This window comes from Corallococcus sp. CA054B (assembly GCF_003611625.1).
Taxonomy (GTDB): Bacteria; Myxococcota; Myxococcia; order Myxococcales; family Myxococcaceae; genus Corallococcus; species Corallococcus coralloides.
Genome location: NZ_RAVY01000012.1, coordinates 31856 through 44353, shown reverse-complemented (window position 1 = coordinate 44353; position 12498 = coordinate 31856). Strand labels below are relative to the sequence as shown.

Here is a 12498-nt window from a genome sequence, read left to right as displayed (position 1 = left end):
AATCTTGCGAGGCTCGGGGAGCCCCCTAGGCTTCGCCGACCATGTCCACCCTGTCCCCGCTGCTGGAGCAGTTCAAGGTCCACCTCGAAGGTGAGAAGGGCGCGTCGCCGCACACGGTGCGCAACTACCTCATCGACCTGAAGGACTATGAGCGCTACCTCGTGGAGCGGATGAAGCTGTCGCTGCTCGCGGGCACGCACGCGGCCATCCGTGGCTACCTGGGCACGCTCTCGGTGGACCACGCGCCCACGAGCCGCGCGCGGCGGCTGGCGAGCATCAAGTCCTTCTACAAGTACCTGGTGCGGCAGAAGCTCTTGTCCGCCAGTCCGGCCAAGCTGGTGAAGAGCCCCAAGCTGCCGAAGTCGCTGCCCAAGGTGCTGCCGGTGGAGGAGGTGTTCGCCATCCTCGACATGCCAGACGTGGACACGGTGCTGGGGCTTCGCGACAAGGCCATCCTGGAGATGCTCTACGGCGGCGGTCTGCGCATCAGCGAACTCTGCGGCCTGGACCTCCTGGGCGTGGACCGGAGCAGCCGCATCGTCCGGGTGATGGGCAAGGGCAGCAAGGAGCGGCTGGTGCCGCTCAACGTGAAGGCCATCCGCGCGCTGGAGGCCTACCTCGCGAGGCGCGGCGAGCTGCTGGCCGAGCTTCGCGAGGGCCAGGATCCGGACGCGCTCTTCCTCAACTTCAAGGGCGGCCGGCTGACGGCCCGCAGCATCGCGCGGCACCTGGACGCGTACGTGCTGAAGCTGGCCCTGGCGCGCAAGGTGAGCCCGCACGCGATGCGCCACTCGTTCGCCACGCACCTGTTGGGCGGCGGCGCGGACATCCGCAGCATCCAGGAGCTGCTGGGCCACGCGAGCCTCTCCACCACCCAGAAGTACACCCACGTGACTTTCGAACAGTTGCAGGAAGTCTATGACTCCGCCCACCCGCGGGCGTGAGCAGGTGGGTTCGATAGCAAACGGCCGTTGAACCCATCCGAATGACGGGAGTCCGGCGATCGCGACGCCGGCCTACGGTTTCGGCATCCGGCGCTCTTCGCCTGGGAGACCGGACAACGGCAACCTCGACCATCGCCGACCTCGTCTTCGGCTCGAGTTCGCAGCTGCGCGCGCTGGCGGAGGTCTACGCGGCCTACGATGGCGAAGCGCACTTCATCCAGGACTTCATCGCCGCGTGGACCAAGGTGATGAACCTGGACCGCTTCGATCTGCCGGGGAAGAAGACCATCTGAGCGGCGGGTGATGCATCGGGGCGCCGCCGGCCTGCTCTCCCTGTTTCATGGGGCCAGGCCGGAGGCGTGATGTCGGCGTGTCCGTTGGATTCCGGGTGACGTAGAGTGCCCGCGCGATGGACACCCCCTTCGACGGGGACTCCGCGAACCCCCCGCGGCCCCCGGATGGGTGGGCACGCCTGAAGGACTGAAACATGAGCGACACCGCCCCGACCGCGGGCCTGGACCGGAGTGCCTCCTCTCGCGCGTCGTCGGTAGCACGGTGGGTGACCGCGGTGCTCGGCCTGGGCGTGATCCTGCTGGTGCTGCGCGGGAGCTCCCTGCCGGCGCCGGTGCCCGCCTCCGCGCCCGGGGAGCGCTTCTCCGCGGAGCGCGCCCGGGAATACCTGCGCTTCATTGGAGCCGAACCCCACGCCCTCGGAACGCCCAGGCACGCGGAGGTTCGCGACTACCTGCAAGCGCGCCTGCGCGACGTGGGCGCGGAGGTCCAGGTCCAACGCGAGCCCGTCTTCGCGCCCGCACAGGGCATCCCCCGGCCCGCCGCGAACGTGGAGAACGTCGTGGGCCGGCTTCGCGCGAAGGACGGCGCGAAGGGCACGACCGTGATGCTGGTGGCCCACTACGACTCCGTGCCCACGGGGCCGGGCGCGTCCGACAACGGCGCCGCCGTCGCCTCCATCCTGGAGGTCGCGCGGGCGCTCCAGCAGGGGCCGGCGCTCGCGGGCGACGTGCTGTTCCTGTTCACGGACGCCGAGGAGCAGCACCTGCTGGGCAGCACGGCCTTCGTGGCCTCCCACCCCTGGGCCCGCGAATCGGGCGTGGTCCTCAACGTGGACGCGCGCGGCAACGCGGGGCCGCTCCTGATGTTCGAGGTCTCCCCCGGCGGCGGCTGGCTCGTGCGCAGGCTCGCCGAGGAGGCCCCCGACGTTGGCGCCGGTTCGCTCTTCACGGCCGTGTATCAGCGGATGAAGAACGCCACGGACTTCACGGCGCTGCGGCAGGGCGGCTGGCAGGGGCTGAACTTCGCCAACGTGGAGGGCACGCAGGCCTACCACTCGCGCAAGGAGACCGTGGATGCCGTCTCCGACGGGCTCCTTCAGCAGCAGGGCGACACGCTGCTCGCGCTCACCCGGCGCATCTCCCGCGAGCCGTCCGTGCCGGAGGGCGAGGAACTCATCTACTTCAACGCAGGCCCGCTGCGCGTCCACTACCCCCGGTCCTGGGCCATGCCGCTGGCGGTCCTCTGGGGCGGCCTGTTCGTGTTCGCCATCTTCCGGGCGCGCCAGCGAAAGCAGCTGCGCCTGTGGGCCGTGCTGCGGGAGTCATTGGTGCTGTTGCTCGTGGGCTTCCTGGCCAGCAGCCTCGCGCGGCTCGCGTGGCCGCTGCTGAAGGCCCTCCAGCCCGGCTTCCGCGCCCTCAGCCGCTCGGAGACGCAGGACAACGCGCGCTTCATCCTCGCGGTGGTGCTGTGGGTGATGGCGGCGATGGGCGTCGGGCTGTACCTGCGCCGGCGCGCGCCGGTGATGGAGCTGGCGGCGGGCGGCTGCGTGCCGTGGGCGGTGATCTGCATCGCGGTGAGCATCGTCTTGCCGGGCGCGAGCGCGCTGTTCCTCTGGCCCTTCGCGGGCATGGTCCTGCTGCTCTTGTGGCTGGGAGGCCGGGGGACGGAGCCGCTCCCCCAGTGGCACGTGCCGCTGTGGGGACTGGCGGCGCTGCCGCTCCTGCTGCTGCTGCCCGGCGTGCTGGCCACGTTCTACACGGTGCTGCCGCTGGAGCGGGCCGCGGTGCCTTCCGACCTGCTGATGCTCGGCATCTGTCTGCTCGCGCCCGGCTGGCTGTGGTTGGCGGGCCGGGGGCTGCCGTGGGCATCGGGTGGGGCCGCGCTGCTGGGCCTGGGGCTGCTGGTGTCGCTCGCCGTCGGTCAGCGCTTCGACGCGCGAAGCCCGCGCCCCACGGGCCTGCTGTACCTGGTGGACGCGGACGCGAAGACGGCGCGCTGGGTGTCCTCGGATCCCGTGCTCAACGACTGGACGCGCGCGTACCTGGGCGGCGACCCGAAGCGGGAGGCCATGGACGCGCTGCCGGAGGTGAAGGGGCCGTTCTGGAACGCGCCGGCACCGGCGCCCGGGGAGGACATGCGGGGCCCCACGGTCGAGACGCGGCTGGAGGCAGGGGCGGGCGGGCACCGGAAGGTGTCGCTCCACATCACCCCATCCCGCCCGGACGCGGCCTTCGTGGACGTGCAGGTGCTGCCCGGGGACGCGGTGGTGTCGGCACGGCTCGCGGGCCAGCAGGCCCCGGGCGACACGTTGCGGACTCGCAACGCGGCCCAGGGCGTGCTGTTTCGCTACTGGGTACCGTCCAGCGGAGGCTTCGAACTGGAACTGGAATTGACGGCCGGCGGCAGCCCCACCGTGAGGGTGGGGGAGCACACCTACGCGGTGCCTGCGTCGGTGACGCAGGGGCTGCCCGCGCGCCCGGAGGACAGCATGCCGGTGCCCTTCGGAGAGGGCCTGGACGAAGGCACGCGAGTGACGCGGACGCTGCGGCTGGATGCCGCGGCGACGCAGGTTTCGCCCGGCCCCATGCCCTGACGGCCCTGGAACAATTTCGTGTCTCCGTAATGACTGACACGCTCCGGGTGTGGTGGGCGTGGCACGTCTGGGAATGCACGCAGATCGATGAGTGCGGCGGCCTGGTGGATGCCGGGCCGCCGGGGTCTCAATGGCAGACACTTCTCGCTAGCCCGCCATGAGTCCCCGGGGCACCGTGGGCTCGAGCGCGGCGTGGAGGCGGAGCGCGGCGTCCCCCACCTCCTTCCTCCAGGCCATCCGCCAGGGGCGCCGCAAGGGGCCGGACGCGAGCCGCTTCACGACGAGGTCTCCCTTGCCCAGGTGCGGGGTGGAGATCCACTCGGAGAGCACCGCGACGCCCAGGCCCGCGCGGGCCACGTCGAGGATGGCCTCCGTGAGCGGCAGCCGCTCCACGCGGAGCCGGGGCCGTTCGCGGCCGAAGACCTGCGTCATGAACCAGTGTGACTCCGCCGCGGGCGTCTGCCCTGTGAGGAGTGTGTTCTCGCGGAGGTCCTCGCGGGTGAGCGCCCGGCGGGACGCCAAGGGGTGTGACGCGGCCACCACGAAGATGATCTCGTCCGAGAAGAGTGGCCGTGTCTCCAGCCCGGCGCGGGGGACGGTCGACGTCGTGAGCAGCGCCACGTCCAGCTCTCCGGCCACCAGGGCGGGGACGGGGTCCTGGGTGTGCTCCACCGCCAGGGACAGGTGAAGGCCCGGCAGGCTCTTGCGCAGCGTCACCAGCGCGGACGGCAGCCAGTGGTAGGCGGTGTAGCACTCGCACACGAGGCGCAGGCGGATGGACGGGGCCACTGGCGCGCGCACGCGGTGCTCCAGGTCGCCCAGCTCCACCAGGAGCCGCGTGGCGCCCGCGACGAGCTCCTGTCCCGCGGGCGTGGGGATGAGCCCGCGCGGAGTCCGGTCGAAGAGCCGCGTGCCCAGCCGCTCCTCCGCCGCGAGCAGCGCGCGGCTCACCGCCGGCTGCGTGAGGTGCAGCGCGGCCGCGGCCCGGGCGGTGGTTCCGGCGGCGGCCAGGGCCAGCACCACGCGCAGGTCGCGCACGTCGAGGCGAGGGGAGGGCAGGGCGATGTCGTCCATGCATCGAGCCTATGCCAACGATGCGTTGGACGCATCCCGCCTGGAAGCGGAGAGTGGCGCTCGCCTTCTCGCGAAGGCCCACGTTCGGCGTCCTGGAGGACATCCCATGCAGCTCTACTTCTCCCCCCTGTCTTATTCGGTCGCGACCCGCGTCTGCCTGTACGAGGCGGGCACGGAGGCGACGTACATCGAAGTCGACTCGAAGACGAAGCGCACGCTCGATGGGAGCAACTACCTGGACGTGCATCCGCTCGGGCTCGTCCCCGCGCTGCGCACCGATGACGGAGACGTGCTCACGGAGAACGCCGCCATCCTGCAATACCTGGCCGGGGCGCTGCCTCGGGCGGAGCTCGCGCCGACCGACAACCGGGGGCGCGTACGGCTCCAGCAGTGGCTGTCCTTCATCGGGACCGAGCTGCACAAGGCGACCTTCTCCCCGCTCCTCGACGCGTCGTCGACCGAGGGCGTCAGGAGTTATGCCCTGGAGAAGGGGACCGCCCGGCTCGCCTACCTGGAGAAGCACCTCACCGGACGCGAGTTCCTGCTGGAGCGCTTCAGCGTCGCGGACGCGTACCTGGTGACGGTGCTCGGCTGGAGCGTGGCGACGCCCATCGACCTGAAGAAGTGGCCCGCGCTCAGCGCCTACTTCGCGCGCCTGCAGCAGCGGCCCAGCGTCGCGAAGGCCTTCTCCGAGGAGCGGCAGCTCTACATGGCCCAGCTCGAGAAGCGCAAACCGGGGCCGTGACGGCGGCGGCGCGGACAGCAACTCCCTCCACCTCCTCCCGAGGCGATGGAGGAGGGGAGGGAGCCTTCAACCTTCGGCGGAGTGTCCGTCAGGCCAGGGGCTGGTTGCTGGAAGGGCCGTTCTTCAGCTCCTTGCGCACCGCCTCGGCGACGCGCTCGCGGACCATGCTCGCCATGCGCTCGCGGAGGTCCTCGCCCACGCGCTCGCGGATGGCGGACACGAGGGTCTCCGTGTCGACCGGGCTGGGGCCCTGCGCCGGGTAGCCGCCCATGTGCTGCTCACCGAACCCGCCCCGCATCGTGTGGCCCATCCCGCCCATGGCGCCCATCGACTCGCGGAGCGCGTCACCCAGCCGGTCGCGCAGCGCCTCGTGCAGGTGCTCGCGGAGGTTGCTGGACAGCCGCTCGTGGAGCGCGTCGACCAGGCGCCCGCGGAGCGCCTCGGCGATGCGCTCGGGGTCCATCATCCCCACGCCCTGCGGCTGGAAGCCCATCACGCCCTGGGTGCGCTCGGCCATCCGGGTGCGCAGCTCGTCGCCCAGCCGCTCGCGCAGCGCGTCGCGCACGCGCTCACGCAGGCCGCTCTGGACGCGGTCGCGGAGGGTGTCCGCCACGCGGTCGCGGAGGGTGTCCGCGAGGCGCTCCGGGTCGATCTGCCCCATCTGCACCCGGCGCTCGGACAGCGCGGAGCGCAGCATGTCCGTCAGCCGCTCCTTCAGCGCCTCGCGGATGCGCTCGCGCACGACGATGTGGATGCGCTCGGACACGTTGTCGGCGAGCCGGCTGCGGAGGGTGTCGGCGATGCGCTCGGGGTCCATCCCGAAGCCCTCCATGCCCATCCGCCGCTCCATCATCGCGGAGCGCAGCGCCTCGCCCAGCCGCTCGCGCATGGCGTCGCGCACGCGCTCGCGCACGACGTTGCCCAACCGGTCGCGCAGGGCGTCCTCCAGCTTGATGCGCACGCGCTCGGCGATGCGCTGCGGGTCGAAGTGCCCGTGGCCCTGCTGCATGCTCATCCAGTTCTCGGCCAGGGCGGTGCGCAGCGCCTCGCCCAGCCGCTCGCGGAGCACCTCGCGGGCGCGCTCGTGCACGCCGCTCACGATGCGCTCATGGATGACGTCGGTGAGGCGGTGGTGGATGGCCTCGGCGATCGGCTCCGTGTCGAACGACATCCCGCCGCCCATCCCTTCCCCCTGCGACATGTTCATCATGCGCTCACGCAACGCACCGCGAATCGCGTCGCTGACACGCTCGCGGATCTCCGAGCCGATCCGTTCCTCCAGGCCGGACACGACGCGCTCGTTCACGGCGTCGACGATCCGAGCCTTCAGGGCTTCGGCGAACATCTGCTGCCCCTGCATGGAGAACTGTTCCTGGTTCATTCAGCTGCCTCGTGGGTACCGCGGGTAGTACGGCGGGCGCGGAAGGTTCGGCCCGCCGCGCGAGGCGAATGGATAGGGCCAGAGGCCCGGCGCGAATACGGGGCCCGGGTCTTGCGCGAGAGTTGGCTCACGCGCTCCAGGCCGTGCTCGCGGGGAGGGCAGGCGTGCGCATCAGCCACTGGTGAACTGTGCGGCCTCCCGGCCATGCAGGCATTGGCTTCATCCCCGTGGAAGTCCTGGGGGTTGCGCGGCGTTCGTTGCCGGAATGAGTAAGTCCTCGCGGTGCGATAAGGCACGCCCGGCCGTATGGCTGGGGGCGCTCCTGATGAGCGGGCTCCTGACCGGGTGCCCGATCATGCCGAGCTATACCGACGCGGAGGGGCCTCGCTACAGCGGGGACTACCGGCCCGTGCAACCCACCGCCGTGGAGCCCCCCTCCTCGGTCACCGTGGTGACGTACAACCTCGCGTTCGCCGAGCAGGTGACCGAGGCGGTCGCCTCCCTGTCGAGCCCTCCGCTCTCCAACGCGGACGTCATCGCGATGCAGGAGATGGACGCTCCCGCGGTGGAGCGGATCGCCCGGGAGCTGGGGCTGTCCTACGTCTACTACCCCGCCTCCGTGGCCAAGGACGGTGACGACTTCGGCAACGCCGTGCTGAGCCGGTGGCCCATCACCGCGGACCAGAAGATCAACCTTCCCCACGACGACCCGTATCACCAGCAACACCGCATCGGGGTGGCCGCGACGGTGGACGTCCAGGGGACCCCCCTCCAGGTGGTCTCCGTGCACGGCGCGACCCCCATCGTCGGGCTGGGCGCGCGGCTGGACCAGGCGGAGACCGTCATCCACGCGGTCGAAGGCGCGGCGCCTTCGCAGGTCATCGCCGGTGACTTCAACACCTCCGATCCGGGGAGCCTGACGCAGACCGTGAAGCTGTTCTCGCAGTGGGGCTTCCAGTGGGCCTCCGAAGGGGTGGGGGACACCGTGGACTCCGTCATCGGCGGCCTGCCGCTGGACTCCGTCTTCGCCCGGGGACTCACTCCGGTGGAGCGCGGCGTGGACAAGCGTCCCTCCGGGAGCGACCACCAGCCGGTCTGGGTGCGCTTCGCATGGCCGCGATGATGCCGAGGCCTTTCATGCGGGCCCTGTGGATGGGGGCGCTGCTCCTGTGTGCTCCCGGCTGTCTGAGCGGCGCGCGGAACCTGGGCGCGGCGACGACCCCGGTGGGGACGACCGAGGTCGGCGTCTCCGTGAACACGATTGCCTTCGAGCGCGGCCGGGAGCGGGCCTACCTCCCCAACCCCGAGCTCACCTTCCGCAAGGGGGCTGGCGAGAACTGGGACTGGGGTGGCCGCCTCACCTTGCTGGGCCTGGAACTCGGGACCCGGCATCGGCTGATGGAGCGCTCACCCTGGACCGTGTCCGTCGCCCCGAGCGCGGGCGTCTGGTACGTGCCCGTCACCAACAACTCCACGGAGCCCGTCAACTTCCGCCTGGGAGCCCAGACGCTGGTCGACTACCGGCTCAATGCACGGTGGACCCTGACGGGGGGCGCCTCGCTGATGGGGGCCTTCGCGGGTCCGCTCACCGTCTTCCAGGGAAGGCTCGCCGGCTCTCACCTGATGGTCGCGCCGGGCGGGTCGCTGGGCGTGGCGTACCGGCTCAATCCCTCGCTCGAGCTGCGGGCGGAGGGCGGCATCGAGCTCCCGTTCGACGTGAGGGACGGCCGCCGTCAGCCGACCGGTTACGCCGGACTGACGCTCCGCTGGGGACGCACCTCCCGTCGCTGAGGTGGAGTCCGCGCGCTCGGCCCTCTTTGGCTGGGGTGCAGCGCGCAAGGTGACAGCGGTCCATGGCCCCGGGACGGGTGGCTGGAGGGAGTGGAGGCACCAGCTTGCGCCCACTCTTTTCGCACCCGTTGGAGGGGGCCCCATGTCCTTGCGCCGCTGGCCGGATCCATTCGCCATCTGTCTTTGTCTCGGGCTGGGCTGGGTGTTGCTGGCGGGGGCCCGGGCTCCGGAGCCCGCCTCGCGGGCCCTGCCCGGGGGCTTCACGTCCGAGCTCGTGGTGGGCGGCCTGCACTACCCCACGACGTTCGCGCACCTGCCGGATGGGCGCATCCTCGTCGCGGAGAAGGCGGGAGTGGTGCGGCTGGTCAAGGACGGCGTCCTGTTGCCCACGCCCTTCCTCGACCTCAGCGCGCGGGTGAACAACCACCATGACCGGGGCCTGCTGGGGCTCGCGGTGGACCCGGCCTTCGCGCAGAACGGCTACGTCTACCTGCTCTACACCTACGACGACGATGCCACCGACGACGCCGGGCCCAAGACGTCGCGCCTGGCGCGCTACACGGCCGTGGGGGACACGGCCTCGCCCGCCAGCGAGTCGGTGCTGCTGGGCTCCGTGGTGGCCGGCTCCTGCAAGGACCATCCTCCCGGCTCCGACTGCATCCCCGCGGACAGCGCCTCTCACTCCGTGGGCAACATCCGGTTCGCGCCGGATGGCACCCTCTTCGTGTCGCTGGGGGATGGGGCCCGCTTCGACGCGGTGGATGACGACGCGCTGCGGGCGCAGGACCTGGACTCGCTGGCGGGCAAGCTGCTGCGCGTGACGCGCACCGGAGAGGGCGTGCCGTCCAATCCGTTCTGGAATGGGAATGGCCAGACCAACCGCTCGAAGGTGTGGGCGCTGGGGCTGCGCAATCCGTACCGCTTCAACCTGCGGCCGGGCACTGCCACGCCCTACGTGGGTGACGTCGGCTGGAACGACCACGAGGAGCTCAACGTCGCGACCCCGGGCGCGAACTTCGGCTGGCCCTGCTACGAGGGCCCGGGTCGCCAGCGCGGCTATGAGCCCAAGGCCGTGTGCCAGGCGCTGTATGCCCGGGGCCCGAGCGCGGTGCGGCCGCCGCTGTACTCCTATCCGCATGCCGAGGGCCAGACGGTCACGGGCGGCGCCTTCATCCAGGACCCGGCGTTCCCGGCGCAGTGGAGGGGCGCCTACTTCTTCGCGGACTACACCCAGCAGTGGATCCGCGCGCTGCGGGTGGATGCCAATGATCAGCTCGTGCCGGACAGCGTGATGCTCTTCGCCACGGAGGCAGGCGGCGTCGTCGACCTGAGCAGCGGGCCGGGCTCCCAGCTCCACGTCGTGGACATCCTCGCGGGAGAGCTGCGCCGCATCCGCTATCCGGGCACCAACACGCCGCCGGTCGCGGTGGCCTCGGCGACGCCGCGCGAAGGTGGGCCGCCCCTGCGGGTGTTCTTCTCCAGCGCCGGCTCCCGCGACATGGATGGCGACGCGCTCCAGTACGTGTGGGACTTCGGTGACGGCAACTCCGTGTCGGGCGTGGCGAACCCGGAGCACCTGTACGAGCTGCGCGGCCTCCACGTGGCCCGGCTGACCGTCAGTGATGGACATGGCGGCAGCAGCACGGCCTCCGTGCGCATCTCCGTGGGGAACCTGTCGCCGGTGGTGTCCATCCACTCGCCGTCGGAGGCGTATCGCTTCAAGGTGGGGGACGTGGTGACGTTCGCGGGCTCGGCGAGCGACCCGGAGGACGGCGCCATCCCCGCCGACCGGATGGCGTGGACGCTCACGCTGGTGCACTGCACGCCGGGCGCGTGCCACTCCCATCCCTACGGCGAGGGCCAGGGCCCCAGCGGGTCCTTCACCGTCCCGGACCATGGCGACGACGTGCGCTTCGCACTGACGCTGACCGCGACGGACTCCGCGGGGCTGACGGGCAGCCGGATGGTGACGCTGTTGCCCCTGAAGGTGCAGGTGACGCTGGAGACGTCGCCTCCCGGGCTGGAGCTGGTGTTCGACGGGACGGCCAGCCCGTCACCGCTGGTGCGCTCCGTGGTCGCGGGCTCCTCGCACGCGCTCTTCGCGCCGTCGCCCCAGGGGCCCCATGGCTTCGTCGGCTGGTCCGACGGCGGGCCCGCGGAGCACACCCTTCAGGTGGGCACGGAGGACGTGGGCCTCACGGCCACCTTCGAACCCGTCGCGCCCGCGGAGTGCCCGGCGGGGCAGTACCGCGCGGAGTACTTCACCAACCGGGAGCTGGCGGGCGTCCCGGTGGTGGTGCGCTGCGAGGGGGCACCGCTCATGAACTCCTGGTGGGCGGGCAACCCCGTGGAGGGCGTGGGCGCGGATGACTTCTCCGTGCGCTGGACGGGGCGGTTCTACTTCGCGACGGGCCTGTACTTCTTCATGGCCCAGGCGGATGACGGCATCCGGGTCTTCGTGGATGGCAGCCGCATCATCAACGGTTGGAAGGACCAGTCCTCCACCAGCTACGCGCAGGCGCGCTGGATGCGCGCTGGTGAGCACACGGTCGTCGTCGAGTACTACGAGCACGGCGGTGACGCCGTGGCCGGGCTCAGGTGGTTCCGGTAGTCCGGCGAAAGCGCTCGTGATTGCGCCGCCGCCGGAATAGAGGAGGCGCATGCCCGAGAAGAACGATGTCATCCGGACCGCCACCTGTGCCTGTGGACAGGTGGAGCTCGAGGGGCGGGGGCCGCCCATCATCCATGTCGAGTGCTTCTGCGACGACTGCCAGGAGGGGGGGCGCCGGATCGAGGCCCTTCCGAACGCGCCGTCGCCTCGCGGCCCCCTGGGCGGCACGGACTTCCTCCTCTACCGGAAGGATCGCCTCCGTGTCTCCCGAGGTGAGGCGCTCCTGTCGGGCTTCAAGCTCAAGGACACTTCAGAGACGAGGCGGCTCGTCGCGACGTGCTGCAACTCGGGGATGTACATGGACATGGGCCCGGGGCCGCACTGGTACTCGGTCTACGGGAACCGGTTCACCGGTGAGCTGCCCCCGTTGGAGCTGCGCACCTGCACCCGGTTCAAGCCCGCGGGCGTGGAGCTCCCCAACGATGTTCCGAACCATCCGAGCTTCCTGTCGGTCCGGTTCATGACGAAGCTCTTCCTCGCGTGGATCCCCATGCTGCTGAAGCGCTGAGCAGGCGGCCCCCTCAACCCAGATACGCGGCGATCTCGAACCATCCTTCGTCGATCACCTCGACGGAGACTGTCCGCGTGGCCGGGTCCACCTGCATGCGCACGAAGTCCGCGCCGTCCACCCGCTTCAGGTTGGCGTAGAACGTGAGGCCCCGCGCATCCCGTCGCGGGGCCTCCCAGGCCGCCAGGCCGCGCGCTCCAATGATGCCGCTGCGGATCACCTCCGGCCCCGGCTGGTCCTCCGTGAGGAAGCCCAGGGCCTCCTCCGTGCGGATCACCTTGGCTCCGGTCGTCAGCTCCACGAGCTTCATCAGCTCCTCGAAGCCCGCATCCGAATCCAGCGCCACCCGGGAGGCGCGCAGCGCTTCAGTGAGGTCGTGCTCGATGGTCATGGTGCGGCCTCCCGACGGCCGCGGCGGCGGCGGCGCGTCCACGGTCCCAGCGTCTTCCGTTCCACCGTCGGTGGGGACCGTGTCCACGACCGTGAAGCCCCGCTCC

Annotated in this window: 11 protein-coding genes; 8 read left to right on the top strand and 3 right to left on the bottom strand. The window is 71.0% G+C overall.

Going from position 1 to position 12498, the window contains the following annotated elements; translation table 11 throughout:
* The first annotated feature begins 41 nt into the window (after positions 1-41).
* From D7V80_RS05230 to D7V80_RS05220, 3 genes are all read left to right on the top strand, one after another.
* Complete coding sequence (locus tag D7V80_RS05230) at positions 42-944, top strand: tyrosine recombinase XerC (RefSeq protein ID WP_120587100.1); 903 nt, start codon at positions 42-44, stop codon at positions 942-944.
* Positions 945-985: 41 nt separating this feature from the next.
* Positions 986-1237, top strand: coding sequence for a hypothetical protein (locus D7V80_RS05225; RefSeq protein ID WP_120587099.1), 252 nt, complete (start codon positions 986-988; stop codon positions 1235-1237).
* Positions 1238-1431: 194 nt separating this feature from the next.
* Complete coding sequence (locus tag D7V80_RS05220) at positions 1432-3831, top strand: M20/M25/M40 family metallo-hydrolase (RefSeq protein ID WP_120587098.1); 2400 nt, start codon at positions 1432-1434, stop codon at positions 3829-3831.
* A 147-nt stretch (positions 3832-3978) separates the two neighbouring features.
* Here D7V80_RS05220 and D7V80_RS05215 read toward each other — a convergent pair whose 3' ends face one another.
* The gene (locus tag D7V80_RS05215) at positions 3979-4905 is read right to left on the bottom strand and encodes a LysR family transcriptional regulator (protein ID WP_120587097.1); all 927 of its coding nucleotides are present in this window, start codon (positions 4903-4905) and stop codon (positions 3979-3981) included.
* 106 nt (positions 4906-5011) lie between these two features.
* Here D7V80_RS05215 and D7V80_RS05210 point away from each other — a divergent pair, with 106 nt between their 5' ends.
* Positions 5012-5650 carry a glutathione binding-like protein gene (locus D7V80_RS05210; protein ID WP_120587096.1) on the top strand — a complete coding sequence of 213 codons (639 nt, stop codon included), beginning with the start codon at positions 5012-5014 and terminating at the stop codon, positions 5648-5650.
* Positions 5651-5738: 88 nt separating this feature from the next.
* On the opposite strand, the gene D7V80_RS05205 is transcribed toward D7V80_RS05210, so the two are convergent.
* Positions 5739-7031: a hypothetical protein gene (locus D7V80_RS05205; protein ID WP_120587095.1), complete on the bottom strand. Its 1293-nt coding sequence runs from the start codon at positions 7029-7031 to the stop codon at positions 5739-5741.
* A 355-nt stretch (positions 7032-7386) separates the two neighbouring features.
* Between D7V80_RS05205 and D7V80_RS05200 the strand changes: the two genes are divergently transcribed.
* The 4 genes from D7V80_RS05200 (at position 7387) to D7V80_RS05185 (ending at position 12001) form a co-directional block, all read left to right on the top strand.
* A complete protein-coding gene (locus D7V80_RS05200; protein WP_233585150.1) occupies positions 7387-8154 on the top strand; it encodes an endonuclease/exonuclease/phosphatase family protein in 768 nt (255 codons plus the stop codon).
* A 14-nt stretch (positions 8155-8168) separates the two neighbouring features.
* On the top strand, positions 8169-8822 hold the full coding sequence (locus D7V80_RS05195; protein ID WP_233585149.1) for a hypothetical protein: 654 nt from the start codon (positions 8169-8171) through the stop codon (positions 8820-8822).
* 142 nt (positions 8823-8964) lie between these two features.
* Entirely contained in the window at positions 8965-11433 is a 2469-nt protein-coding gene (locus tag D7V80_RS05190; RefSeq protein WP_120587093.1) for a PQQ-dependent sugar dehydrogenase, read from the top strand.
* A 49-nt stretch (positions 11434-11482) separates the two neighbouring features.
* Complete coding sequence (locus D7V80_RS05185; protein ID WP_120587092.1) at positions 11483-12001, top strand: GFA family protein; 519 nt, start codon at positions 11483-11485, stop codon at positions 11999-12001.
* 13 nt (positions 12002-12014) lie between these two features.
* On the opposite strand, the gene D7V80_RS05180 is transcribed toward D7V80_RS05185, so the two are convergent.
* Positions 12015-12392, bottom strand: coding sequence for a hypothetical protein (locus D7V80_RS05180; protein WP_120587136.1), 378 nt, complete (start codon positions 12390-12392; stop codon positions 12015-12017).
* Positions 12393-12498 lie beyond the last annotated feature (106 nt).